General features: G+C 69.9%; 24 protein-coding genes and 1 riboswitch. Of the genes, 14 read left to right on the top strand and 10 right to left on the bottom strand.

Annotation, left to right across the window (positions count from 1 at the left end; translation table 11 throughout):
• Nucleotides 1-162: 162 nt before the first annotated feature.
• From ftsE to C3E99_RS17220, 5 genes are all read left to right on the top strand, one after another.
• Nucleotides 163-891, top strand: a complete 729-nt coding sequence (gene ftsE / locus C3E99_RS17240) for a cell division ATP-binding protein FtsE (RefSeq protein WP_067109442.1) — start codon at nt 163-165, stop codon at nt 889-891.
• A 4-nt stretch (nt 892-895) separates the two neighbouring features.
• Entirely contained in the window at nt 896-1804 is a 909-nt protein-coding gene (locus tag C3E99_RS17235; protein WP_067186598.1) for a cell division protein FtsX, read from the top strand.
• Nucleotides 1801-2331 carry a YdcF family protein gene (locus tag C3E99_RS17230; protein WP_067109397.1) on the top strand — a complete coding sequence of 177 codons (531 nt, stop codon included), beginning with the start codon at nt 1801-1803 and terminating at the stop codon, nt 2329-2331. The genes C3E99_RS17235 and C3E99_RS17230 overlap by 4 nt, the downstream gene beginning before the upstream one ends.
• A complete protein-coding gene (locus C3E99_RS17225) occupies nt 2328-3053 on the top strand; it encodes a lysophospholipid acyltransferase family protein (protein ID WP_067186596.1) in 726 nt (241 codons plus the stop codon). Before C3E99_RS17230 ends, C3E99_RS17225 begins: the two co-directional genes overlap by 4 nt.
• An 84-nt stretch (nt 3054-3137) precedes the next feature.
• Nucleotides 3138-3479 carry a hypothetical protein gene (locus tag C3E99_RS17220; RefSeq protein ID WP_067186594.1) on the top strand — a complete coding sequence of 114 codons (342 nt, stop codon included), beginning with the start codon at nt 3138-3140 and terminating at the stop codon, nt 3477-3479.
• A 91-nt stretch (nt 3480-3570) separates the two neighbouring features.
• On the opposite strand, the gene C3E99_RS17215 is transcribed toward C3E99_RS17220, so the two are convergent.
• Together C3E99_RS17215 and hisC are read right to left on the bottom strand one after the other, a co-directional pair.
• Complete coding sequence (locus tag C3E99_RS17215) at nt 3571-4479, bottom strand: prephenate/arogenate dehydrogenase family protein (protein ID WP_067109387.1); 909 nt, start codon at nt 4477-4479, stop codon at nt 3571-3573.
• 5 nt (nt 4480-4484) lie between these two features.
• Nucleotides 4485-5600, bottom strand: coding sequence for a histidinol-phosphate transaminase (gene hisC, locus C3E99_RS17210; RefSeq protein ID WP_067186593.1), 1116 nt, complete (start codon nt 5598-5600; stop codon nt 4485-4487).
• A gap of 79 nt (nt 5601-5679) precedes the next feature.
• On the opposite strand from hisC, the gene metX reads away from it, so the two are divergent.
• Nucleotides 5680-6798 (top strand): homoserine O-acetyltransferase MetX, encoded by a 1119-nt coding sequence (gene metX, locus C3E99_RS17205; RefSeq protein WP_067109381.1) that lies wholly within the window; start codon nt 5680-5682, stop codon nt 6796-6798.
• A 2-nt stretch (nt 6799-6800) separates the two neighbouring features.
• On the top strand, nt 6801-7388 hold the full coding sequence (gene metW, locus C3E99_RS17200; RefSeq protein ID WP_067109378.1) for a methionine biosynthesis protein MetW: 588 nt from the start codon (nt 6801-6803) through the stop codon (nt 7386-7388).
• Between the two features lie 193 nt (nt 7389-7581).
• On the opposite strand, the gene C3E99_RS17195 is transcribed toward metW, so the two are convergent.
• The gene (locus tag C3E99_RS17195) at nt 7582-8040 is read right to left on the bottom strand and encodes an Lrp/AsnC family transcriptional regulator (protein ID WP_067186591.1); all 459 of its coding nucleotides are present in this window, start codon (nt 8038-8040) and stop codon (nt 7582-7584) included.
• A gap of 118 nt (nt 8041-8158) precedes the next feature.
• Between C3E99_RS17195 and C3E99_RS17190 the strand changes: the two genes are divergently transcribed.
• Complete coding sequence (locus C3E99_RS17190) at nt 8159-9193, top strand: PLP-dependent cysteine synthase family protein (protein ID WP_067186589.1); 1035 nt, start codon at nt 8159-8161, stop codon at nt 9191-9193.
• Between the two features lie 149 nt (nt 9194-9342).
• Nucleotides 9343-11106 carry a DUF885 domain-containing protein gene (locus C3E99_RS17185; protein ID WP_076077381.1) on the top strand — a complete coding sequence of 588 codons (1764 nt, stop codon included), beginning with the start codon at nt 9343-9345 and terminating at the stop codon, nt 11104-11106.
• A 47-nt stretch (nt 11107-11153) separates the two neighbouring features.
• Here the strand turns inward: C3E99_RS17185 and C3E99_RS17180 are convergent, their stop codons facing one another.
• From C3E99_RS17180 to C3E99_RS17160, 5 genes are read right to left on the bottom strand one after another with little or no spacing between them, the layout of a single operon-like run.
• Nucleotides 11154-12608 carry a cobyric acid synthase gene (locus tag C3E99_RS17180; RefSeq protein WP_067186586.1) on the bottom strand — a complete coding sequence of 485 codons (1455 nt, stop codon included), beginning with the start codon at nt 12606-12608 and terminating at the stop codon, nt 11154-11156.
• Entirely contained in the window at nt 12605-13381 is a 777-nt protein-coding gene (locus C3E99_RS17175; protein ID WP_067186584.1) for an ABC transporter ATP-binding protein, read from the bottom strand. The genes C3E99_RS17180 and C3E99_RS17175 overlap by 4 nt, the downstream gene beginning before the upstream one ends.
• Nucleotides 13375-14373, bottom strand: coding sequence for a FecCD family ABC transporter permease (locus C3E99_RS17170; protein WP_067187235.1), 999 nt, complete (start codon nt 14371-14373; stop codon nt 13375-13377). Before C3E99_RS17170 ends, C3E99_RS17175 begins: the two co-directional genes overlap by 7 nt.
• A 2-nt stretch (nt 14374-14375) precedes the next feature.
• Nucleotides 14376-15242 carry an ABC transporter substrate-binding protein gene (locus C3E99_RS17165; protein WP_404950387.1) on the bottom strand — a complete coding sequence of 289 codons (867 nt, stop codon included), beginning with the start codon at nt 15240-15242 and terminating at the stop codon, nt 14376-14378.
• 14 nt (nt 15243-15256) lie between these two features.
• Entirely contained in the window at nt 15257-17185 is a 1929-nt protein-coding gene (locus C3E99_RS17160) for a TonB-dependent receptor plug domain-containing protein (protein ID WP_234002523.1), read from the bottom strand.
• A 180-nt stretch (nt 17186-17365) separates the two neighbouring features.
• Nucleotides 17366-17585, bottom strand: a riboswitch (cobalamin riboswitch).
• Between the two features lie 106 nt (nt 17586-17691).
• On the opposite strand from C3E99_RS17160, the gene C3E99_RS17155 reads away from it, so the two are divergent.
• From C3E99_RS17155 to C3E99_RS17135, 5 genes are all read left to right on the top strand, one after another.
• Nucleotides 17692-18081, top strand: a complete 390-nt coding sequence (locus C3E99_RS17155) for a DUF2946 family protein (RefSeq protein WP_067186582.1) — start codon at nt 17692-17694, stop codon at nt 18079-18081.
• 68 nt (nt 18082-18149) lie between these two features.
• Nucleotides 18150-20171: a TonB-dependent receptor family protein gene (locus C3E99_RS17150; RefSeq protein ID WP_067186580.1), complete on the top strand. Its 2022-nt coding sequence runs from the start codon at nt 18150-18152 to the stop codon at nt 20169-20171.
• A gap of 114 nt (nt 20172-20285) precedes the next feature.
• Nucleotides 20286-20501, top strand: a complete 216-nt coding sequence (locus C3E99_RS17145; RefSeq protein ID WP_067110379.1) for a DUF2945 domain-containing protein — start codon at nt 20286-20288, stop codon at nt 20499-20501.
• Complete coding sequence (locus C3E99_RS17140) at nt 20494-21048, top strand: DUF488 domain-containing protein (RefSeq protein ID WP_067186578.1); 555 nt, start codon at nt 20494-20496, stop codon at nt 21046-21048. The genes C3E99_RS17145 and C3E99_RS17140 overlap by 8 nt, the downstream gene beginning before the upstream one ends.
• Before the next feature lie 55 nt (nt 21049-21103).
• Nucleotides 21104-21739 (top strand): uracil-DNA glycosylase family protein, encoded by a 636-nt coding sequence (locus C3E99_RS17135; RefSeq protein ID WP_067186576.1) that lies wholly within the window; start codon nt 21104-21106, stop codon nt 21737-21739.
• Nucleotides 21740-21786: 47 nt separating this feature from the next.
• Here the strand turns inward: C3E99_RS17135 and C3E99_RS17130 are convergent, their stop codons facing one another.
• Together C3E99_RS17130 and C3E99_RS17125 are read right to left on the bottom strand one after the other, a co-directional pair.
• The gene (locus tag C3E99_RS17130) at nt 21787-23919 is read right to left on the bottom strand and encodes a YadA family autotransporter adhesin (RefSeq protein WP_067186574.1); all 2133 of its coding nucleotides are present in this window, start codon (nt 23917-23919) and stop codon (nt 21787-21789) included.
• A gap of 58 nt (nt 23920-23977) precedes the next feature.
• The gene (locus C3E99_RS17125) at nt 23978-25201 is read right to left on the bottom strand and encodes an IS256-like element ISSpwi2 family transposase (RefSeq protein ID WP_014082638.1); all 1224 of its coding nucleotides are present in this window, start codon (nt 25199-25201) and stop codon (nt 23978-23980) included.
• Nucleotides 25202-25323 lie beyond the last annotated feature (122 nt).

The raw sequence follows: 25323 nt of genomic DNA, 5'->3' as shown, positions 1-25323 counted from the left end.
CGCTGGCAAGCGCCGCGTGGCGGGCCGCGCGCCGCCGGGGCCGCAAACGGCACCGCTAAGCGCTTTACGTCGCGGGGAAGGCATGCAACAGGCAGCGGATGAGCGCCGAGGCTCCCTTCTTCCGCAACCCGGCGGGGCGCGATGCCGCGCGCCGGTGACGCCATGACGGACGCCGCGCCCCCGCGCCCCGGCGGCGCGATGGTCGAGTTCAGCGGGGTCGGGCTGCGCTACGGCCCCGACGCCGAAATCCTGTCCGACATCAGCTTCAACCTCCAGCCCGGCAGCTTCTATTTCCTCACCGGCGCGTCGGGCGCGGGCAAGACGTCGCTGCTCCGCATGCTCTATCTGGCGCAGCGGCCGAGCCGCGGCATCGTACGGCTGTTCGGCGAGGATCTGGTGGCGATGCCGCGCCATCGCCTGCCCGGTTTTCGCCGCCGCATCGGCGTCGTCTTCCAGGATTTCCGGCTGATCCCGCACCTGAGCGCGCGCGACAATATCGCGCTGCCGCTGCGCATCGCGGGGGTGAGCGAAGAGGATCTGGCGGGCCCGGTCGGCGAGATGCTGAGCTGGATCGGGCTCAGCGCGCGCGCCGATGCCTTTCCGCCGACGCTGTCGGGCGGCGAGCAGCAGCGCGTCGCGATCGCGCGCGCGGTGATCGCGCGGCCGCAGCTGCTCGTCGCCGACGAGCCGACCGGCAACGTCGACCCGGACATGGCGATGCGTCTGCTGGGGCTGTTCGAGGCGCTCAACCGGCTGGGCACCACCGTCGTCGTCGCGACGCACGACATCCACCTGATCAGCCGCATCGACAACGCCCAGATGATGCGGCTCGAAAAGGGACGGCTGTCCGACCCCACCGGCGCGCTGCGCTATCCGCCCAATCGCGCGTGACGTCATGATCATCCCGCGCGTTCCCGTCCAGCACCGCCGCCTGCTTCCCGACCGCCGCCTGACGGGGCCGACCCCGTGGGTGATCGCGATCCTGATGATGCTGACCTTGCTCGCCGCCGCCGCCGGGATCGGGCTGGCGCGATCGGCGAACGCGATCGGCGACGCGATCGCCGGGCGGGTGACGGTGCAGATCGTCACGGCGAACCCCGTGGCGCGCGCCGCGCAGGCCGCGGCGCTGCGGCGCCGTGCCGCGGGCGAGCCCTATGTCCGCGCGGCGCGCGCTGTCGAACCGGACGAACTGCTCGCGACGCTCGGGCAATGGTTCGGCAGCGAGGGGGGCGACGACCCGGTGCTGAAGTCGCTGCCGCTTCCCGCGCTCGTCGACATCGACTTCGTCGGCGGCGGCGACCGCGCCGGCCAGATGGTGCGGCTGCGCGCGCTGGTCGCCGCCGAGGCGCCGGGCGCGCGCATCATCCCGCACGCCGAATGGCTGGGCCCCGTCGCGCGGCTGATCCGCTCGCTCGCCTGGGTGGCCGGCGGGCTCGTCCTGCTGATGATCGCCGCGAGCGCCGCGGTGGTCATCATGACGGCACGCGCCGCGCTCGGCACCCATTATGCGACGATCGAGATGCTGCACCTGATCGGCGCGACCGACCGCCAGATCGCGCGGCTGTTCCAGCGCCGGATCGCGATCGACACCGCCTATGGCATCGCGCTCGGCAGCGCGGTCGCGGCGGCGATCCTGCTGCTGATCGGCTGGCAATGGTCGGGCGTCACCGCCGGCCTCGCCGCGACCGCCTCGCTCGGCCCGGCGGGCTGGGCGCTCTTGCTGGCGCTGCCCCTATTGGCTATCGCGCTAGCCGCTCTGACGGCGCGCCAGACGCTGCTCGCCGCGCTCAAGAAGATATTATGATCAAGCGCCTGATCTCGCTCCTGTTCCTGGCCTGGGTGCTCGGCTTCGCCTGGTTCGCGCTGCTGCCGCCGATGCCTGCGCCGCCGCAGAAGACCGACGCGATCGTCGTGCTCACCGGCGGCCCCGGGCGTATCGACCGCGCGCTCGACCTGCTCGAGGCGGGACAGGCGAAGCGCGTCCTGATCAGCGGCGTCGCGCGCGAGGTCAAGCCGAAGGAACTGGCGGCCGAATACCGGCGGCCGCAGGCGCTGTTCGACTGCTGCATCGCGCTGGGGTTCGAGGCGGAGGACACGCGCTCGAACGCGACCGAGGTCGCCAGCTGGGTTGCGCGGCGCAACTATCGCAGCATCCGGCTGGTGACGACCGACTGGCACATGCGCCGCGCCCGCTACGAACTCGGTCGCGCGCTCGGCGACAAGGTGACGATCCTGCCCGACGCGGTGCGCAGCCAGCCGAGCTTTTCGACGCTGTTCCGCGAATATCACAAATTTCTGGCCGGGCTCGCGGGCGGCCTGCTCGGCCTGTGAGATACGCGCTCGCCCTTGTCCGGTCGATCCTGTTCTGGATCGCCTTCGTCATCATGAGCAGCATCTGCTCGATCGGCGCGGTCGTCGCGCTTCCCGTCTCGCACCATGCGACGCGCTGGTTCGTGCGGCTGTGGGCGCAGTTCCACCGCCTGATCTGCCGCTTCATCCTCGGCCACCGCGTCGTGGTCGAGGGCGCGATGCCCGACACGCCGGTCCTCTATGTCTTCAAGCATGAAAGCGCGTTCGAGACGATCGAACAGCCGATGCTGTTCCGCTGGCCCGCGGTGTTCGCGAAGGAGGAACTGTTCTCGATCCCCGTCTGGGGGCAGGCGGCGCGCTTTTATGGCCTGATCCCGGTCGACCGCGACGGCGGCGGCAAGGCGATGCGCGCGATGCTCGCCGCGGCGAAGGCGGCGCTGGCCAACGGCCGGCCGCTGGTGCTGTTCGCCGAGGGAACGCGCGTGCCGCACGGCCAGGCACCGTCGCTGCGCGCGGGATTCGCGGGCATGTACCGGATGCTGGGCGTGCCGGTGATCCCGGTCGCGGTGAACAGCGGCGTCGCCTATCCGCCGCGCCGCTGGGTCAAATGGTCGGGCACGATCACCTACCGGATCGGCGAGACGATTCCCGCCGGCCTGCCGCGCGACGAGGCGGAGGACCGCGTCTGGCGCGCGATCAACGCGCTCAATCCGCCAGAAGCGTTGGAAACGGTATCGGAATAATTGTCGTCCCAGGTAGCGTGGACAAATTCGGGCGACTGCAAGCGACCCCATAGCGGGCATTGGTCGGTTTGATTAGGAACGGCTATGTTTTGGTGGGACTGGACCACGAAGCAAAAGCTACTGTTGCTGGCAGCAATGCTAGCCATCGCTGCGGCGCCGTGGATGTTACTCGGGTGGTTTCCCGGCGAACTTGGCGCTTTCGTTGGTGGAACCTCCTTTCTCATGATCCCCCAGTTAGTGGGGTGGTTGCTCGTCGTGGGCCTTAAGACTGGTCGTATGCCAATGCCCTACGGAAACAACGAGGATCGCGAGAGTTCGCCCGTCGCATTCTGGATCGTTGCGGCTGGGTATGCCGCCTTATGTGCTTATGCGATTTGGATCATTCTCATGGTCGGAGTGGACATTGCCATGAACGGTCTTCACTGACCGCTATCCACCAAAACCTGCCAGAATGCACAATCGGAATTTGTCCACGTACTCTAGCGAACTCTAGCGAAAGTCAGGACGACGATGGAGTTCAGTGCTTTCGCCCGAAATCGGGGGCGGGATCGTCCTGCCCCTCGGCGATGATCGAGCGGCGGATCGCGCGAGTGCGGGTGAACCACGCCTCCAGCTTGTCGCCGTCGCCGCGGCGGATCGCCTGCTGGAGCACGGTCAGATCCTCGTTGAAGCGCTGGAGCGTCGCCAGCACCGCGTCGCGGTTGGCGAGGAAGACGTCGCGCCACATCACCGGGTCGCTCGCGGCGATGCGCGTGAAGTCGCGAAAGCCGCCGGCCGAATATTTGATCACCTCGCTCTCGGTCACCTCTTCGAGCTCGCTGGCGGTGCCGACGATCGTATAGGCGATCAGGTGCGGCAGGTGGCTCGTCACCGCGAGCACCAGATCGTGGTGCGCGGCGTCCATCGTCTCGATCCGCGCGCCGAGCGCCTGCCAGAAGCCGGTGAGCGCCGCGACCGCGTCCGCTGGGGCGTCGGCGGCCGGGGTGACGATGCACCAGCGCCCCTCGAACAGCGTCGCGAAGCCCGCCGCCGGGCCGCTGTTCTCGGTCCCCGCGACCGGGTGCGCGGGGATGACGAGATGATCGGGCAGCGCCGCGCGCAGCGCCGCGCCGACGCCGCTTTTCGACGACCCGACATCGGATATGATCGCGTCGGGCTTCAGCCCCGGCGCGCAGGCGCGCGCCGCTTCGGCCATCCGCCCCACCGGCACCGCGAGGATGACGAGGTCGGCGCCCGCCACCGCGTCGGCCGGATCGTCGGCGATCCGGTGGCACAGGCCCAGCGCGCGTGCCTCGGCGCGCACCCCGGCGCTGGCGTCGTGGCCGGTCACCGTCACGTCGGGCAGCTGCGCCACGACCGCGCGCGCGATCGACGAGCCGATCAGCCCGAGCCCGACGACCGTCACCGTCCCGATGGTGCGCGCCACGCGGTTCAGCCTTCGAGCGCGGCGCGGATCGCCGCCGCGAGCCCGCGCGTCTCGTCCTCGGTGCCGATCGTCATCCGCAGCGCGTGCGGCAGGCCCTGTCCCGGCAGCCAGCGCACGATATAGCCCGCCTCCATCAGCCTCTGGTACATCGCCTCGGCGGTGACGTCGCCTTCGAACAGCACCAGCAGGAAATTGGTCGCCGACGGCACCACGCGGACGCCGTGGTTGCCGAAACCGTCGAGTTCCCGCGCCAGCCATGCGCGCCAGCGGGCGTTGTGGGCGCGGCTGGCGTTGACGAAATCCTCGTCGCCCAGCGCCGCGATCGCCGCCGCCTGTCCGCAGCGCGTGACGTTGAACGGCAGGCGGATGCGGTGCAGCGCCGCGATCACCTCGTCGCTGGCATAGCCCCAGCCGATGCGTTCGGCGGCCAGGCCGTGAATCTTGGAAAAGGTCCGCGTGACGAAGACGTTGGGGGCGCTCTTCGCCAGCTCCAGCCCGCCGTCGTCCTGCTGCGGGTCGAGATATTCGGCATAGGCCTGGTCGATGACGAGCAGCACGTCGCGCGGCAGCCCCGCGTGCAGCCGCGCGACCTCTTCGCGCGTCGCGAGCGTGCCGGTCGGGTTGTTGGGGTTGGCGAGATAGACGACGCGCGTCCGCTCGGTCACGCGGGCGAGCAGCGCGTCGACGTCGGTCGCATAGTCGCGGTCGTCGGCCTCGACCGGCGTCGCGCCGACGCGCCGCGCCGCGATCTCGTAGACCGCGAAGCCATAGCGGACATAGAGGATCTCGTCGCCCGGCCCGGCATAGGCGCCCGCGGCGAGGTGGAGCAGGTCGTCGGACCCGGTGCCATAGATGACGCGCGCCGGGTCGAGCCCGAACTTCGCCGCGATCGCCTCGCGCAGCGCCGCGGCGCCGGGGTCGGGGTAGCGCGACAGCGCGTCGGCGTCGGTGGCGGCGGCGCGAAAGGCGGCCCGCGCCTTTTCGCCCGTGCCCAGCGGATTTTCGTTGGCGCTGAGCTTGACCAGCGGACGCCCGTCGGCCCCCGCCGACTTGCCGGGGACATAGGGCGCGATGCCGCTGATCCACGGCTTGGGGGTGAGGGGAGCGGTCGTGTCGGTCATGCCGCGCGGTTTAGCGCCTGCGCGCCCCGAGTCCAGCACGTTGACAGCCTTCGTGCGCGCGCCTAGCCCCGCGCAAACCATGGCGAGCCTCCTCCACCAGTTTCGGCACCAGGACGTGACGATCGACCGGCCGCTGCCGCTCGACAGCGGGCAGCAGCTTGCGTCGGTGACGATCGCCTACCAGAGCTATGGCACGCTCAACGCCGACCGGTCGAACGCGGTGCTCGTCTGCCATGCGCTGACCGGCGACCAATATGTCGCGTGCGACCATCCGACGACCGGCAAGCCCGGCTGGTGGGCGCGCATGGTCGGGCCGGGCAAGCCGATCGACACCGACCGCTATTTCGTCCTCTGTGCGAACGTGCTGGGAAGCTGCATGGGGACGAGCGGACCGGCGACGGTCGATCCGGCGACGGGCGCGCCCTTCGGCATGGGTTTTCCGGTGATCACGATCGCCGACATGGTGCGCGCGCAGGCGATGCTGCTCGACCATCTGGGCATCGCGCGGCTGCACGCGGTCGTCGGCGGATCGATGGGCGGGATGCAGGCGCTCGCCTGGGCTTCGGCCTATCCCGAACGGCTCGTCTCGGCGATCGTCATCGCCAGCGCGGCGCGTCATTCGGCGCAAAACATCGCCTTCCACGAAGTCGGCCGCCAGGCGATCATGGCCGATCCCGACTGGCAGGGCGGCCAATATTATGCCGCGCACGCCCCGACCAAGGGGCTGGCGGTGGCGCGCATGGCCGCGCACATCACCTATCTGTCGGAAGCCGGGCTGACCGAGAAGTTCGGTCGGCGCCTGCAGGCGCGCGATGCGAAAAGCTTCGGCTTCGACGCCGATTTCCAGGTCGAATCCTATCTGCGCTATCAGGGGCTGGCCTTCACCGACCGCTTCGACGCCAACGCCTATCTCTACATCACGCGCGCGATGGATTATTTCGACCTCGCCGAAGCGCATGGCGGGCGGCTCGCCGCGGCCTTCGCCGGCGCGGGCGACGTGCGGTTCACGCTGGTCAGTTTCGACACCGACTGGCTCTATCCGACCGCCGAATCGCGGCGCATCGTCCAGGCGCTGCAAAGCGTCGGCGCGGCGGCGAGTTTCGTCGAACTGTCGGCGCCCTTCGGCCACGACAGCTTCCTGCTCGACGTGCCCGCGCTCGACCGCCTCGTCGCCGGCGCGCTGCGGAACGGCGGCTGACGATGGCGCTGCGCCCCGACCTCGCCATCATCGCTGACGCGGTGCCGGCGGGAACGCGCGTGCTCGACGTCGGCTGCGGCGACGGCACGCTGATCGCGGCGCTGCGCGACAAGGGCGTCGACGCGCGCGGGCTGGAGATCGACCCCGCCAACGTCACCGCGGCGATCGCGCGCGGCCAGTCGGTGGTGCAGGGCGACGCGAACCACGACCTCGGCGAATATCCGGCGGGCGCCTTCGATTATGCGATCCTGTCGCAGACCTTGCAGACGACCGAGCGCCCCGACCGGGTGATCGAGGAGCTGCTGCGCATCGCGCCGCACGCCTTCGTGAGCTTTCCCAATTTCGCACACTGGCGCATCCGGCTCGCGCTGCTGTGGAACGGGCGGATGCCGGTGACGCGGCTGCTGCCCGTCGCGTGGTACGAGACGCCGAACATCCACCATCTGACGGTCAGCGATTTCCGCGAGCTACTGCGCGAGCGCGGCATCGTCGTCGAGCGTGCCTGGTATCTGTCGGGCGACCGGCCGACGAGCGCCGCCGCGGCGAGCTGGCGCGCCGAGCACGCGATCTTCCTGATCTCGCGCGGCTGAAGCGGCGCGCTCCCGGGTGCGACCGATAGCCTGCCCGTTCCCCGGCGAAAGCCGGGGTCCAGATGGCATGGCGCTGTCCCGCGTGGGACCCGGCTTTCGCCGGGGAACGGTTCCTTGTCAAAAAGGGGGGGGCAATTGCCATACGAGTTCCGGGTGACACCGCCGGAACCGGCGCGGGGAATCCCTGCCATGGCTATACCGGCAGGGCGCGCTCGTTCTTGAGCGTTTCCATGGCGAAACTCGCACTCACGTCGCTGAGCGCGACCTTGGCGATCAGTTTCTTGTAGACCCGATCATAATCCTCCATGCCCGCGACGTGCAGCTTGAGCAGATAGTCGGTGTCGCCCGCCATGCGATAGATTTCGACGATTTCCGGGTGCGCCGACGCGGCCTCGCGAAAGCGCGACAGCCAGGCGAAGCTGTGATCGCCGGTCTTGATCGCGACGAACACCGTCAGCCCCAGCCCGACCGCCTGCGGATCGAGCAGCGCGATCCGCCGCGTGATGACGCCCTCCGCCTCGAGCCGCTTGACGCGCCGCCACACGCTGTTCGTCGATAGCTGCACCGCCGCGCCGAGCTGTTCGAGCGAAAGCGAGGCATCCGCCTGTAATTTGCGAAGCAGGCGGCGATCTGTCTCATCGAGTTCGACCATATGGGGATTTATAGGAATATTTTCCCGGATATGCCAGAATAATCGGGGGATTCTGCGATGATTTCATCGCGCCCGCTTTGCTAGGCCCGTCCTGTCGAAATCTGGAGGACGCCGCCCTATGAATGCTGTCACCGCCCTTCGCTCACCGACGGCCGCCACCGGTTTCGGGCTCGATGCGTTGATCGGCAACACGCCGCTGATCCGGCTCGACCTTACGGTCGCGGGGCGCGCCTGCCGCATCTTCGCCAAGGCCGAGTTCCACAGCCTGACGGGATCGACGAAGGACCGGATGGCGGCATCGGTCATCCTGCGCGCGCGCGAACGCGGCGAGCTGGCGCCCGGCCAGGAAATCGTCGAGATGACCAGCGGCAACGCCGGCATCGCGCTGGCGGCGATCGGCACCAGCCTCGGGCACAGGGTGACGATCTTCATGCCCGACTGGATGAGCGAGGAACGGCGGGGCCTGCTGCGCTCCTTCGGTGCCAATTTGCGGCTGGTGAGCCGCGACGAGGGGGGCTTTTGCGGCGCGCTGGACCTGAGCGAAGCCTATGCGGCGGAGCGCGGGGCGTTCCTGACGCGGCAGTTTGCCAATGCCGACAATGTCCGCGCGCATCGCGACGGCACCGGGGCCGAGCTGCTGCGCCAGCTCGCCGCGCTCGGGCTGCGGCCCGATGCCTTTGCGGCCGGGGTCGGGACCGGCGGCACCGTCATGGGGGTCGCCGAATGCTTCGCGGCGGCGGGGATCGCGGCGTCGGTCCACCCGGTCGAGCCGCTCGAATCGCCGACGCTGTCGACCGGGCACAAGGTCGGCCATCACCGCATCCAGGGCATTTCGGACGAGTTCATCCCGCCGATCGTGCGGCTCGACCGGCTCGCGCGGCCGGTGGCGATTTCCGACAGCTGCGCGATCCGCATGGCGCAGCGGCTGGGGAGCGAGCTTGGCATGGGGGTCGGCATCTCGAGCGGCGCCAACCTGCTCGCCGCGATCGAGGTCGCGCGCGATCTGGACGAGGCGGCGGTGGTGGCGACGGTCTTTTGCGACAACAGCCTGCGCTATCTGTCGACCGATCTCGCGCGCGAGGAGCCGGCACGGCCGGGCTCGATCGTCGGCGACGTCCGCTTCGACCATGTGTCGATGATCCGGGCTTGCTGAGGCGCGAAGCAAGCGGACGCCCGCTTTTCTTCCCGCAAATTTATGCGCTTGTGGGACAAGATCGCACGTCGATATAGTCCCGCCGCGGACGATGCCATGGCGTGGCGCCATCGCCGACGGCGCGTCCGGCAACGCGGGAGAGAGTTTCGATGAGCTACGGTCGCCCTGGAGTCCTGTTTCTGGCGCTTGCGGCGCCGCTCGTTGCGCAGGCGCAAGCGCCGGCCCCGGCGGACAGCGCCGACGAGCAGCTTCGCGCACTCTATGAGGCCGAATGGGCGTGGCGCGGTACCGAGCTGGGCCATTGGCGCGGCGATGACGAGACCGGGCCGCTCGACCATTTCCCCAGGGTGGATGCCGCGAGCCAGCAGGCGCGCGTTGCGCATTGGGCGGATATTCTGAAGGCGCTCGACCGGATTCCGGTCGACCGGCTGTCGCCCGAGGAACGGATCAACGCCGCGGTGTTCCGCACCAGCCTGGAGGCGTTCGTCGCCAACGGGCGGTTCCGCACCTGGGAGATGCCGTTCAACGCCGACAGCCAGTTCTGGTCGGGCATCGCGGCGCGCACCCCCTATCGGACCGAGGCGCAATATCGGCGCTACCTCGCCCGCCTTTCCGACCTGCCGCGCTATTTCGACGAGCAGATCGTCAACATGCGCGCGGGGCTGAAGCGCGGCTTCAGCGTGCCCGGGGTGACGCTGGCGGGGCGCGACAAGTCGATCGAGGCGCATATGGTCGCCGACCCCGAAAACAATCCCTTCTGGGGGGCGTTCGCCGATCTGCCGGCCGCGATTCCGGCGAGCGAGAAGGCCGCGATCCAGGCCGAGGCGAGGCAGATCATCGCGCAGAAGATCGTTCCCGCCTATGCGAAGCTGCTCGCATTCTATCGCAACGAATATCTGCCGCAGGCGCGCCAGACGCTGGCGGCCGAGGCGATGCCCGACGGCAAGGCCTTCTATCAGGCGCAGATCCGCGAATATACGACGACCGACCTCACCCCGGAGCAGATCCACCGCATCGGCCTCGAAGAAGTGGCGCGCATCACCGCCGACATGGAGAAGACCCGGGAAGCCGCCGGGTTCAAGGGCGACCTCAAGGCGTTCATCCATTTCCTGCGCACCGATCCGCAATTCTATGCGCGGACGCCCGACGAGCTGATGGGCGTGTCCGCCTATACCGCCAAGCGGATGGACGGGCTGCTCCGCACCACCATCGGCTTCCTGCCGCGCTACCGCTTCACCATCCGGCCGGTGCCCGATGCGATCGCGCCCTTCTTCACCGCGGGCCGCGGCGGGCGCGAGGCGTGCCTGATGAACACCTATGACCTGCCGTCGCGCCCGTTGTATCAGATTCCGGCGCTGACGCTCCACGAATGCACCCCCGGGCACAGCCTGCAGGGGGCGATCGCGATGGAGGCGCCCGTTCCCGACCGGCCCGAGTTCCGCAAGCAGACCTATTTTTCGGGCTATGGCGAGGGGTGGGGGCTCTACACCGAATGGCTGGGCAGCAAGATCGGCATCTATCGCACGCCCTATGAGGAGTTCGGCCGCCAGTCCTACGAAATCTGGCGCGCCTGCCGTCTCGTCATCGACACCGGCATCCACCATTATGGCTGGACGCGCGATCAGGCGATCGCCTACCTCGCCGATCACAGCGCGCTGTCGCGGCACGAGGTGGAGACCGAGGTCGACCGCTATATCAGCTGGCCGGGACAGGCGCTCGCCTACAAGCTGGGGGAACTGGCCATCCGCCGCCAGCGCGCGAAAGCCGAGGCGGCGCTGGGTCCCGCCTTCGACCAGCGCTGGTTCCACGACAAGCTGCTGAGCCTCGGGTCGGTGCCGCTCGACGTGTTCGAGCAGGAAATGGAGCGCTGGACCGCCGAGGGCGGCAAGAACCCCTTCCCCGGCGCGGTCTGATCGCGCCGGCTGGACGAAGCCGAGCAACTGACCCTAACCGCGGTCCGTCAGCTGGCCGCGAGGCGGAGCAGGCCGTCGATGTCGATATGGTCCGACAGCGTTTCGGCGATCGCGTCGAGCGCGGCATCGACGTCGGCGCCATGGTCGTGCGCGCGGGCCGCGACCCCGATATGGGCGAGCAGCGCGCGGCGGAGCGCCGGCGCGGCGAACAGGCCGTGGAGATAGGTTCCCATCACCGTTCCGCCCGGGTCGATCGCGCCGTCGGCGCCGCCTCCGTCGAGCCTGGCGAAGGGCGCCGCGGTGCCGGGGCCGCGCGTCTCCCCCATGTGCATCTCATACCCCTCGACCGGGACGCCCAGCGCTTCGCCGCGGACGCGGCGCAGGACCTTCACGGGGGAGAGGGTGGTCGTCACGTCGAGCAGGCCGAGCCCGTCGACCTCCGACGGCACCCCCTCGATGCCGTGCGGATCGGCGATGCGGCGGCCGAGCATCTGATAGCCGCCGCACAGGCCGACGATCAGGCCGCCGCGCCGATGATGCGCGCGGATGTCGATGTCCCAGCCTTCGGCGCGCAACGCCGCGAGGTCGGCGATCGTCGCCTTCGATCCGGGCAGGACGACGATCGCGGCCTCGGCGGGGATCGGGCGCCCGGGCGGCACCATGACGAGCTCGATGCCGGGTTCGAGCCGAAACGGGTCGAGGTCGTCGAAATTGGCGATGCGCGGCAGGATCGGGCAGGCGACGATCCGGCGGCCGCTGTCGGGCATGGAGCGCCGGTCGAGGATCACCGCATCTTCGCTCGGCAGGCGGGCGGCGGCGGGCAGCCAGGGAACGATGCCGAAACCGCGCCACCCGGTCCGCGCCTCGACCGCGCGATAGCCGTCCGCGAACAGCGCGGGGTCGCCGCGGAACTTGTTGACCAGGAAGCCGCGGATCATCGCGGCATCGGCGGGGTCGATCACCGCGCGCGTGCCGACCAGCGATGCGATCACGCCGCCGCGGTCGATGTCGCCGACCAGCACCACCGGCACCCCCGCCGCCCGGGCGAAGCCCATGTTGGCGATGTCGCCGGCGCGCAGATTGATCTCGGCGGGCGACCCCGCGCCCTCGACGAGCAGGAGATCGCATTCGGCGCGCAGCCGGTCGTGGCTCTGCATCACATCGGCCAGCAGCGCGCCGCGTGCTTCGCGGAAATTGTTGCTGCCCAGCGTGCCGCGCACCCGGCCGTGGACGATCAACTGCGAACTGCGGTCGGCCTGCGGCTTCAGCAGCACCGGGTTCATGTCGCTGTGCGGCTCGACGCGGCAGGCGAGCGCCTGAAGCGCCTGCGCGCGGCCGATCTCTCCGCCGTCGGCCGTCACCGCGGCGTTGTTCGACATGTTCTGCGGCTTGAAGGGGCGGACGCGCAGGCCGCGGTTGGTCCAGGCGCGGCACAGCCCGGCGACGAGCACCGACTTGCCGACGTCCGACCCCGTGCCTTGCAGCATCAGCGCGCCGCTCATTCGCGGCTGCGCCCCAGCGCGGTGATCGTCGGCCAGGCGCCGCCAAGGTCGACCTCGGCCTCTATGCCATAGACCGCGCGCAGATTCGCGCGCGTCAGCACCGCGGCGGGCGGACCGTCGGCAACGATCGCGCCCTTGTCGATCAGCAGCAGCCGGTCGCAATAGCGCGCCGCCATGGTCAGGTCGTGGAGTACCGCGATGACGAGGCCGCCGCCGTGCGCTTCGCCGCGCAGCAGGTCCATGACGTCGATCTGGTGGCCGGGATCGAGGCTGGCGAGCGGCTCGTCGGCGACCAGCATCGGCGCTTCGACCGCCAGCGCGCGGGCCAGAAGGATGCGCGCGCGCTCGCCGCCCGACACATGGGTCGCGTCGCGGTCCCGCAGGTCGAGCACCCCGGCGCGCGTCATCGCGCGCTCGATCGCGGCGAGGTCGGCGGCGCCCGGGCGCGACATCGGGCCGAGGTGCGGCAGGCGGCCGAGCCCGACGAGCCGCTCGACGGTCAGCGGCCAGTGGAGCGTCTGGCCCTGCGGCAGATAGGCGGCGCATCGCGCGAGCGTCGCGCGCGGCATCGCGGCGACGTCGGCGCCATCGATGCGGATGCGCCCGGTGCTCGGCACCAGCGCGAGCAGCGCGCGCGCCAGCGTCGACTTGCCCGCGCCATTGGGGCCGACGATGCCGGTGAGCGTGCCCCCGGCCAGCGCTGCGCTGACGTCGCGCACGACGGGCCGCCGCCCGAGGCGGACATCGACATGATCGAGCGTCAGCGTCACCACAGCCGGCGCTCGCGCATCAGGTGGAACAGGAAGACGGGCACGCCCAGAAAGGCGGTCACGACGCCCAGCTTGAGCTCGCTGGTGGTGTCGATCAGCCGCACCGCGAGATCGGCGAGCGTCAGCAGCGCCGCGCCGCCGATCGCCGAGGGCAGCAGGATCGCCGACGGGCTGCGGTCGGTCAGCGGGCGGATCAGATGCGGGACGATCAGCCCGACGAAGCCGATCGCGCCCGACACCGCGACCGCGCCGCCGACCCCGATCGCGGTGCCGAGCAGCAGGCGCAGGCGCGTGCGGGCGAGGTCGACGCCGAGCGCCTGCGCGCCGTCCTCGCCCAGCGTCAGCGCGTCGAGCGCGCGCCCGTTCCACAGCAGCAGCGCCATCCCGGCGCCGATGCACGGCAGCGCCGCCCACAAATGGCCGAACGAACGATTTTCGAGGCTGCCCATCAGCCAAGTCATGATCTCCATCGCCGCGAAGGGGTTTGGCGACAGGTTGAGTGCGAGGCTGATGCCCGCCCCCGCGAGGGTGCCGACGGCGATGCCGGCGAGGATCAGCGTCAGCGGGCTTTCGGAGCGGCCGGCGAGCGCGAAGAGCAGCGCGAGCGACAGCAGCGCACCGACGATCGACAGCAGCGGCAGCGCCGCCGGGTGAAGATTGGCGAGCCCGAAATAAAGCGCGGCGACCGCGCCGAGCGCCGCGGCGTTCGAGGTGCCGAGCACCGACGGCTCGGCGAGGGGATTGCGCAGATAGCCTTGCAGCGCCGCCCCCGCGAGCCCGAGCATGGCGCCGACCGCGAGCCCGACCAGCAGGCGCGGCAGGCGCAGGTCGAAGAGGATGACGGTCGCGACATGATCGCCGCGGCCGGATGCGGCGGCAAACAGGCGGGCGAGCGGCAGGTCGACGGTGCCGAAGCACAGCGAAGCCGCCGCCGCCCCGCATGCGAGCGCGAGCAGCGCCAGCGTCAGCCGCCGGGGCGATCGGGCCTCGCGCATCGTCATCGGCGCGCGCCGTCGTGGCGCTGGATCTGCCTGGCAAGGCGGTGCACGGCCGCCCCATAAGCGGGGCCGCCGCAAACGGTCCACGCCTCCGGCACGCTGAGCCGCGGAATGCCCCGAAGCGCGGGGTGGTGCAGCATCTCGCTGCCCTGATCGGTGATGGTGTCGCTCGCGCTTTCGACGATCAGGAAATCGGGGTTCGCCGCCACCATCTCCTCGAGGCTCAGCTGCGACAGCGGCGGCTTGCCCAGCTTTGCGGCAAGATTGACCAGCCCGACGCGCCCCATCATCTCGTCGATCAGCGTCCCCGTCCCGGTCATGTAGCCGCGCCGCTGGTAATAGGCGGCGACCCGGCCGCGCCCCGGGCGGGGCACGCCGGCGAGGTCGCGCTCCATCCGCGCGATCAGCGCTTCGCCGCGCGCCGGATCGCCGAGCGCGGTCGCGGTCAGGCGGATCGTCCGGCGGATGACGTCGAAGCTGTCGGCGGTCGGCAGGTCGAGCGTCCGAAAGCTGCCGCGCGGCAGCGCCGCGACCGCCGCGCTGCCGCTCGCGGGCATGCCGACGATCAGGTCGGGCGCCGCGACCAGTATCTGTTCGGCGGCGTTGCGGATCAGCGGCAGCCCGCGCGCCGCCGCGGCGGCCGCGGACATGCCGGGATCGGTCGCGTTGCGCGTCAGCCCGGCGATCCGGTCGCGGTCGGCAAGCGCGAGCAGCAACTGGTCGGCGCACAGGTTGAGCGACACGACGCGCTGCGGCGCGGCCGGCGGCGTCGCCGCTGGTGCCGTACGGCCGCCCTGCTGCGCCCACAGCGCGCCGCCGCCGGCGAGCAGCAGCGCGAGCGCGGGCAGGGCGGCGTATGGCGTCAAGCGCGTTCCTTCCCTCAGAAGCGCAGGCGGACGCCGCCATAGGCGGCCCGGCCCGGCGTCGCGATGCTGAAAATTTCCTCATAGTCGACCCCGAGCAGATTCTCGACGCGCCCGAAGACCGAGATGGCGTCGGTCACCCGGTAATCGGCGCCAAGGTTGACGAGCACATAGTCCTTCATCGCGACCACGACCGGGACATAGCTGGGGTTGATATAGGCGAGGTCGGTCGTGCGGCCGTTGTAGCGCAGCGTCAGCGTCCCCGCAAAGCGCTGGTCGCTGCTCGACACGGTGGCGTTGAAGCTGGCGATATGCTTCGGTCGCCGCACTTCGGGCGCGCCGTTCTCGCGCGCCTTGATCCAGCTGTAGGCGAGGTCGAAGCGAAGCTGCGGCAGCGGCCGCGCGCTGGCGAAGGCCTCGATGCCGTGCTGCTTGCTCGTCGTCGCGCGGTTCGCCGGAGTCGCGGTGAAGTCGGGCGCGGGATAGTTGGTGAAGATCTCGTCCTTCAGCGTCGAATCGAACCAGGTCGCCCCGATCGTCGCCCAGTCGTCGGCGCCGAAGCTCTGCTCGATCCCCGCTTCCCAGCCCTCGGACTTTTCGGGTTTCAGGTCGGGATTGCCGATGTAGCGGCCGTCGATATAGCCGAACAGCTCGAAATAGCCCGGATTCTTGACCCCGGTGCCATAGGCGCCGCGGATGCGCGTGCCGGTCGGAAGGCGATAGCTGCCCTGGACGCGCCAGGTCGTCGCATCGTCGAAGCGGTTGTTGTCGTCGTGGCGCAGCGACGCGCCGAGCGAGAGCGCGCCCGCGGTCAGCTCATATTGGGCGACCAGCCCCAGATTGTCGGTGTGGCGCTTTCCCTGAAAGGCGCCCGGCGTCAGCGTGCGGAACGCCTCGCGCTCGACATCGACCGCACCGGTCAGCCGGTGGGCGATCGCATCGGTCCCGAAGCGGATGCTAGAGGTCAGCGATCCCTTGTAGCGCTGTCCCTTGCTGCCATAGTCCAACCCGAAGGGGGAGCGGCCGTGGCGCGCGGTGTCGGAAAGCTGCCCCGACAGGCTGGTCACCCAGCGCCCGTCGAGCGCGGTCAGTTCGGCCGCCAGCAGGGCATGGAAGGATTCGGTCTCGACATGGACGCCGGGGCTGTCGACGATATAGCCGAAGCGCGGGCTCGTCGTGTCATATTCGCTGTCGTTGTTGTCGGCGTCGCTGAAGCCATAGCGCAGCACGGCGTTCAGCCGGAAGGCGTCGCTCGGCGTCCAACCCAGCTTCGCGCTCGCGCCGACCGTCTGCATCCCGACGTCGCGCACCCCGCCGCGCGCGGTCGGATAGCCGTTCGCGCCGTAATAGGTACCGGTGATCGCATAGTCGAAGCTGTCCGATGCGCCCGCGGCGCGGGCGCTGCCGGCGACGGTGCCGAACGACCCGCCCTCGATCCGGGCGCTCAGGCCCGGCGCCTCGCGCCCCGACAGGGTGATGTAATGGATCACGCCGCCGATCGCGTCGGAGCCATAGAGCGACGATTGCTGGCCGCGCAGCACCTCGATCCGCGCGGCGGGGTCGGCGAGCAGACCGCCGAAATCGAACTGGCCCTGATAGGGGTCGGCGACCTCGATGCCGTCGACCAGGACGAGGACGTGATTGGCTTCGCTGCCGCGGATGCGGATATCGGTCATGCCGCCGAGGCCGCCGGTGCGGCTGACCGCGACGCCGGGCACGTCGCGCAGCACGTCGGAAACGATGCGCGTCTGGCGCTGTTCGAGCGCTTCGCTGTCGATCGCCGTGACCGAGGCGCCGAGCTGGTCCGCCCGGACCCCTTCGCCCGAACGCGAGGCGGTGACGATGATCGCGTCGCCGGGGCGCGGGTCGGCGGCGGCATCGCCGGTCTGGGCCAGCGCCGGCGAGGTCGCCGCCAGCGCCACGATGGAAAGGCCGTATTTCAACATGGGAGTCCCCCACGCGCCGAGAGCGAAGGCGGGGACCTGCCGAGCCGCGTGCGCGATCGACCGGCGCACGGGCGGCGGGCTGGCGCAAGGCGCCCGCATTTCGTGCCCCGAAGCGGCCCCGGCCGCTGGGTCGTCGCTCGACGGAGTTCTCCGTGCCCTGGCCTTTCCCTGGACCGAGGCATTGAGCGACCCACGCCGGCAGGTCTCCTGGCTCGCGGGTCGTCGCTTGATGCACGCCTTCCCAGGTCGCCCCAGTGGCAGACCCGGTCGGGGACCGGGTCGGTGCATCGCGCTCGCCGCTTACAGTTGCAGGGACAGCCCCGGTTTCGAAGGTCCGGCCGGACCCCCTTACCGCGTTCCCTTTTAAGCCCCATCGGGGCACCGGCGCGATCAATGCAAGGTTGCCCTTGCGGCGCCCGCCCATAGCGCCTCGGCGCATTTTGGCAATCGGCTTTTGCGGGGCCTGCGCGCTTGCCCGAACCGTCCGCCGGGACTAGGAGCGCGGCGTGGCCGATCTTTCCGCCTTCCGCCGACCGGGCTGGCTGCTGCTGCCGGTGCTTCTCGCGCTGCTCGCGCGGGTGCTGGTCGCGCCGGGCTGGATGATCGGGCCCGATGCCGGGGGGTCGATCACCGTCCGCGTCTGTTCGGACCCGTCGAACCCCGGCGGGACGATGACCATCCCGGTCCAGACCGCGGGCGATCATCCCGATGGAGAGGGGCAGCAGCATTGCCCGTGGGGCGCGCTCGCGGTGGCGCCGATCGTGCCCGATGCCCCGGCGCTGCCCGCGGCGCCGGTGCGGGTCGACCCCGCGCCGCCGGCGATCCCCTCGCTCGGCTTCGCGCCGGGCATCGCCTCGCCGCTTCCCCCCAGCACCGGCCCGCCCGCCTTCGCCTGATTCAGACCGATCGCCGGCCGCGCTTTCGCGCGCGCCGGCCTTGCCTGATTTTCAGCGAAGGATTTTCCATGACCCGTTCCGTTACCCGTGCGGCGCCCCTGCCGGCGCTCGCCCTCGTCCTTTCCTTTTCCCCGGTGCTGTTTTCCACGGCCGCTCACGCCGAGGAGGCGACGATCATCGTCACCGCGCCGACGCTCGCCGACGCCGCGCAGCAGCGCGCGGCGCAGACCCCCGGCGGCACCGACGTCGTCACGCATCAGGATTATGCCGACAAGACGATCGTGTCGCTGCGCGATACGCTCGCCTTCTCGCCCGGCGTCTACCTCCAGCCGCGCTATGGGCAGGAGGTGCGCTTGGCGATCCGTGGCTCGGGCCTCTCGCGCGGCTTCCACATGCGCGGCGTCACGCTGTTGCAGGACGGGGTGCCGATCAACCTCGCCGACGACAATGGCGATTTTCAGGAGCTGGAGCCGATCTTCTTCGACCATCTCGAAGTCTGGCGCGGCGCCAATGCGCTGCGCTTCGGTTCGGGAACGCTGGGGGGCGCGATCAACGGCGTGACCCCGACCGGGCGCACCGCCCAGGGCGTCTATCTGCGCGGCGATGCCGGCAGCTTCGGCCTGCTTCGCGGCCTGGTTTCGGCGGGCGTCGCCAGCGGGCCGGTCGACGCCTGGGGCGCGGTCAGCGCCGACACGTCGGACGGCGACCGCGACCATGCGCAGCGCCGCAGCCTGCGCTTCCACGGCAATGTCGGGCTGACGCTCGGCGACGGGGTCGCGACGCGCTTCTATGCGAGCATCAACCGCATCCGCCAGCAACTGCCGGGCGCGCTGACCGAGGCGCAGGCGCTGACCGCCCCGCGCGGCGCCAATGCGAGCAGCGTCGCGGGCGACCAGCGGCGCGACATCGATTCGCTGCGCCTGCAGAACCGCACCCGCTTCGACCTCGGCACCGCGACGCTCGAGGTCGGGGGTTTCGTCAACGCGAAATCGCTCTTTCACCCGATCTTTCAGCTGATCGATCAGAAATCGACCGACGTCGGCGGGTTCGCGCGGATCGACTATGCGGCGGGGCCGGTCGAGGTGACGCTGGGGGGCGAGATTCGCCGTGGCAGCACCCACGCGCGGCAGTTCGTCAACGTCGCCGGCCGGCGCGGCGCGCTGACCCTCGACGCCGATCAGGAGGCGCGGACCGCGAGCCTCTATGGCGAACTGCGCGTGCGGCCGGTGCCGCCAGTGACGCTGATCGCGGGGGGCGTCTATGCCGATGGCATGCGCAAGCGGCGCGTCGGCTTTTCGGCGACCCCGGCCGGCGACGGGCGCGTCGCGTTCGACGCCTTTTCGCCCAAGTTCGGCGTGCTGGTCGAACCGGCGGAGCATGTCCAGATCTTCGCCAACTACAGCCGCTCGGCCGAATTTCCCGGTTTCGGGGAGGTGTTCCAGTCGATCGGCATGCCGCCCGCCAGCGCGCTGATCGCCGACATCCGGCCGCAGCGCGCCTGGACGGCGGAGATCGGCACGCGCGGAACGATGGGTCCGGTGCGTTGGGACGTCGCCTGGTATCGCGCGGCGATCACCGGCGAGATGCTGCAATATACGGTGAACAGCAGCATCCCCGCCGCGACCTTCAACGCCGACCGGACGCTGCATCGGGGGGTGGAGGCCGGGCTGGAGCTGACCCTCGCACCCTGGCTGCGGCTGCGCCAGACCTATGCCTACAGCGACTTCCGCTTCCGGGGCGACGCGCAGTTCGGCGACAATCGCCTGCCGGTGGTGCCGAGGCATGTCTATCGGGCGGAGGTCCGCATCGGCGGCGAGGCGCTGCACGTCGCGCCGACGCTCGAATGGGTGCCGCAGGGACCGTGGGCCGATTATGCCAACCGGGTGCGCACGCCGGGCTATGCGCTGGTCGGCCTGACCGGCGGCGCGCGCATTGCCGACGGGATCGACGCCTTCGTCGACGTCCGCAACATCGCCGGCAAGAAGGCGATCGGCGACGTCAGCGCGGTGATCGCCGCCGACGCCGCATCGGCGATCTATTACCCGGTCGAGCGCCGCGCCGTTTCCGCGGGCTTGCGCGCCCGCTTCTGACGCCGTGCTCCCGCACGCTCCGCCCGGCCGGGGGAGGGGCGTGCGGGAGCGACGGAACCTTGACGCGGGTCCGCGACTCTATGGAAAGGGGCGAAGCGGAAAGGAGAGCAGGCGATGACGAAGCGGTTCAGGATCGGCGACCATGTTCGCTGGAATTCGGAGGCGGGCCATGTCTCGGGAAAGATCATCAAGGTGCACACCGCCGACTTCGACTACAAGGGCCACACCCACCGCGCGTCGAAGGACGATCCGCAATATGAGATCAAGAGCGACAAGACCGACCATGTCGCGGCGCACAAGGGCGGCGCGCTCGAACGCATAGATGGCTGAGGCCGTCCCCTTCTTCACCATCGGTCATTCCAGCCGCTCGTTCGACGAATTCGCCGGGCTGCTCGCGGACGCCGGCGTCCGTCACCTCGTCGATATCCGGCGGATGCCGCGATCGCGGTCGAACCCGCAGTTCAACGAGGACGTCCTGCCCGATGCGCTCGCGGCGCGCGGCCTGTCGTGGGAGCGCATCGCGGCGCTCGGCGGCCTGCGCAAACGCGAGCGCGAGGTGCCGCGCGCGCTCAACGGCTTCTGGACCAACGCCAGCTTCCACAATTATGCCGACTATGCGCTCGGCGCCGCGTTTCGAGAGGGATTGGCGCATCTGATCGACGTCGGCCGCGAGCGCCGCTGCGCGATCATGTGCTCGGAAGCCGTCTGGTGGCGCTGCCACCGCCGCATCGTCGCCGACTATCTGATCGTGTCGGGCGCCGCCGTCGCGCACATCATGGAGCGCGGCCCGGAGCCCGCGCGGCTGACGCACGGGGCGATCCCGCGGTCCGACGGTTCGATCGTCTATCCCGCCCCCGCGCCGGAAAAAGGCGTATAGCGCGGGCGGCGCAGGCGCGCGACTCGGCGATCGGCAAAGGGGAGGGAAGGCGGCAATGGACGGGGTGAAGGCGGACGAGCCGTTCGAAAGCCTCGTCGAGGCCGTTCGCGCCTGCCGCATCTGCCGCGACGCGCCGCGCTACGGGCCGCCGCTGGGCCACGAGCCGCGCCCGATCCTGCAATTGTCGGAAAGCGCGCGAATCTGCATCGCGAGCCAGGCCCCGGGCATAAGAGCGCACACCAGCGGGCGTCCGTTCGACGACCCGTCGGGGGTGCGCCTGCGCGAATGGATGGGGATCGACGAGGCGCAATTCTATGACGCCTCGCGCGTCGCGATCCTGCCGATGGGCTTCTGCTTTCCCGGCGTCGGCGCCGGAGGCGACCTGCCGCCGCGGCGCGAGTGCCGCGAGATCTGGCAGCACCGGCTGTTCGCGCGGCTGCCCGACCTGAAGCTGCTGCTCGTCATCGGCGGCCATGCGCTGCGCTGGCATCTGGGTGCCGAATGGGCCCGGCGCGGCGTCACCGAAACCGTGCGCGCCTGGCGCGAGATCGGCGCCGCCGGCGCATCGCCGCGCATCGTCCCGCTGCCGCACCCGTCGTGGCACAACAATCGCTGGCTCAAGACCCACGGTTGGTTCGAGCAGGACCTGCTGCCCGAGCTGCGGCGCGAGGTGCACGCCCTGCTGGCCTGATCGGGCGCGGAGCCCTTCCCGGCCGGCGGGCCGGGAAGGGACGATGGTCAGAAGCCGAAGGCGATCCCGACCCGGCCGCCGGTGGTGCCCTTCACCGTCGATCCGGCAAAGCCGCCGCTGACGTAGACGCGCGGAGTCAGGCGCACGACGGCGGCGCCCGAGAAACCCTGTTCGCCCTGATAGGTGGCGAGGTTGAACGAGACCGAGACATTGCTGTCGGGGACGATCATCGTGCCGCCCATGGCCATCGCGGTGACGATACCGCCCGTCGCTTCGCGGAAGCGGCGGTCGTTGCCGATGCTCAGCGCGTCGATCCGGCCGTTCAGTGCGCTGATATTGCCGTCGAGAGCCCCGATCGCCGAACCGACGTCGTGATAGGCGGTGCCGCCGACCGAATAGCTCGGCGCGCTGACCGCGCCCGTCGCGGCATTGTAGGCCGCGCCGCCGCCGAGCGCGGAGGCGAGGCCGGCCCCGGCGGTGTCGCCGCGTAGCACGGCGATGTTTGCGGTCGCTTGCGCGGCGCTGGCGCTGGACTGGGCGGTCGCCGCGCCGGCGAGCGCCGTGTCGGCGGTGCCCTGCGCCGTCGCGGCGTTGGCGAGTGCCGAGTTCGCTGTCCCTTGCGCCGCGGCCGCTTCGCTGCGGGCGATATCAGCGGTCGTCTGCGCAGCCGCCGCACTGGCGACGGCGGCGTCGGCGGTCGCCTGCGCCGCGACCGCGCTGCCTGCACCCGCCGTCGCGGCGGCAAGCGCGGCGTTGGCCGTGGTCTGCGCGGCGGTCGCCTTCGCGTCCACGACGTCGAGCTGCGCCTTGTTCACGGCGTCGGTCGCCTGCGTCCCGGCGGCGACGTTGACGAGCTGGCGTTGCAGGGCCGCCGAACCGATGGAGACGCTGTTCGCGCGATCGGCGATCGATCCGGTGCCGAGTGCGACACTGCCCGCGGCCGTGGCCTCCGCGCCATAGCCGACCGCCGTGGCGCTGATGACCGTTGCCTTGGCCAGTGTACCCAGCGCCGTCGTGTAAAAGGTCGTCGCCTCGCTCATTCTCCCGACGGCTGTCGCATCGTCGCCCGCCGCCTTGCTGTTGGCGCCTACCGCCGTGCTGGCCGAGCCGGAGGCTTCGCTCAGATAGCCGAATGCAGAGGCGCCGGCCTTGCTGGCGATGGAACTGCCTCCTGCCGCGACCGCGTAACCCGCGGCGTTGGCGGCGTCTCCGAGGGCGACCGAGTCGATCCCCGTGGCCCCGGCAGTGCGGCCGATCGCGATCGCGCTGATCCCCGTGGCGCTCGCACCTGCCCCCACCGAATTGATCGCGACATAGGGATTGACGGCGCCCGCCGCCACGGCGTCGAGCTGCGCCTTGTTCACCGCGTCGGTCGCCTGCATGCCCGCGGCGACATTGGTGAGCTGGCGCTGGTAAGTCGCCGTGCCGAACGAGACGCTGTTCGTGCGGTCCGCGATCGACCCCGCACCGATCGCCACGCTGCGCTCGGCGGATGCCTGCGCATTCTGGCCTAGCGCCGTGGCGCCTTCCGCCGACGCCTTGGCGAGCATTCCGAACGCGCTCGCATATTCGGCCGTGGCCTCGCTGAACGCGCCTGCCGCCGTAGTGTAATCGGCGGTCGCCTTGCTGGTGTTGCCGAGCGCGGAGCTGTTGAAGCCGAAGGCCTGGGTCGATACGCCGAGTGCGGTGGCGCCGCTGCTGGTGGCGCCGGAGTTCTGCCCCACTGCGGTGGTGAAGGCGGCGGTTGCGTTGGAACTCTTGCCGATCGCAGTGGCGTTGGTCGAATCAGCGTTCGCCAATTGGCCGACGGCGGTGCTGTTGTCCCCGGTCGCGCGACTCGATTGGCCCAGCGCGGTGCTGCTTGCGGACGTGGCGCGGGCGTTGCGACCGACCGCCGTGCTGCGCTCGCCGCTTGCTTCGGTCGCCTGACCCAGCGCGGTGCTTTCTTCGCCGGTTGCCGAGCTGTTGCTGCCCACGGCGGTGCTGACGAGGCCGCTCGCGACGCTGACTTCGCCGCATTCGGTGCTGCCGCTCACGTCATCGGCGTTGCCGGATATGCCGTCAGGGCCCGCATTGACATTGCATTCGGGGGTGACGTCGGCGCGCGCCGGGGCGGCCGTCAGCATCGCGATGACGATGGCCGGAGCGGCTGCGGCGATCAGCAGGTTCAATTTACGCATATTCTCTTCCCTCCTATGGGACTGTCAGGATTTCCGTGTGCGGCCGGGCGGTTGATCATCAGGCCGCCATGGCTCTGATGAAACGTTCGCCGAAGATCACGGCAAATTGCGCCTTCGCCATGGTCCACTCACGTGGTGGCATCTTCCACTCTTTCTCCGACCGATTCAAGATCAGGTAGAGCAGCTTGGTGGCGGCCTCGTCGCTGGGGAAGTGTCCCCTGGCCCTGACAGCCCGCCTGAGCTTCGAGTTCAAAGCTTCGATGGCGTTCGTAGTGTAGATGATCCGGCGGACCTCGTCGGGGAACGCAAAAAACGGGATCACCTCGCCCCAGGCGCGCCGCCAGCTCTGGCCGATGGCGGGATAGCGCTGCCCCCAAGGGCCAGCCTCAAATGCTGTCAGCGCCTTTTCGGCGGCATCTGCGTCGGTGGCACGGTAAATCTCCTTGAGCGCGCTGGCGAGGTTCTTTCGGTCCTTCCAGGAGACGAAGTCCATCGAGTTGCGCAGCAGGTGAACGATGCAGGTCTGGACGATCGCATCGGGGAACACTGCGGTGATCGCATCGGGAAAGCCCTTCAGGCCGTCAACGACGGCCAGCAGGATGTCTTCAACGCCACGGTTGCGAAGCTCGTTCATCACCCGAAGCCAGAACTTGGCACCCTCATTCTGCTCGAGCCACAAGCCGAGCACCTCCTTTGCGCCGTCGGCGCGGACGCCCAGCGCAATGTGGATCGCCTTGTTGCGCACCATGCCCTCGTCGCGGATCTTGACCCGGATCGCGTCGAAGAAGACCAGCGGGTAAACCGGATCGAGCGGCCGCTGCTGCCAAGTGGCGACCTCATCGAGCACGGCGTCGGTCACCGTGCTAATCAAATCGGGTGAGACGTCGATGCCGTATAGATCGTGCAGGTGCCTGGTGATCTCGCGGGTGCTCATGCCGCGCGCGTACATCGACACGATCTTGTCGTCGAAGCCGGGAAAGCGGCGTTGATACTTGGCGATCAACTGCGGGTCGAAGCTCGACTGGCGATCGCGCGGCACGTCGATCGCCAACTTGCCGGTGTCGGTCATTACCGTCTTCCGACCGTAGCCGTTGCGCATGTTGCCGGCGCCGTCTTCGCCAGCGAGGTGGTGATCCATCTCCGCATTCAGGGCACGCTCTGTCAGCGCCTTCTTCAGCGAATCGAGCAGACCGCCCTGCTCGAAGGCGGCACTGGCAGCGCCGCCCGCCAAAAGCTGATCGAGAAGCTCATTCGGTATGGCAGGTTCTTTGCGTCGTGACATAGTGGGACTCCTTGTTGCCCATTATGCCCGGCCACACACGGAAATCCTGACAGTCCCCCTCCTATCGGGCGAAGGCCATCGGCCCCCACGGTGGATGTCTCGACCCGGCGGGCGGACGCCTG

The sequence above is a fragment of the Sphingopyxis sp. MG genome, from assembly GCF_002953155.1.
GTDB lineage: Bacteria > Pseudomonadota > Alphaproteobacteria > Sphingomonadales > Sphingomonadaceae > Sphingopyxis > Sphingopyxis granuli.
The sequence above is the reverse complement of the archived record's forward strand: the minus strand, read 5'-3'. Positions and strand labels throughout refer to the sequence as shown.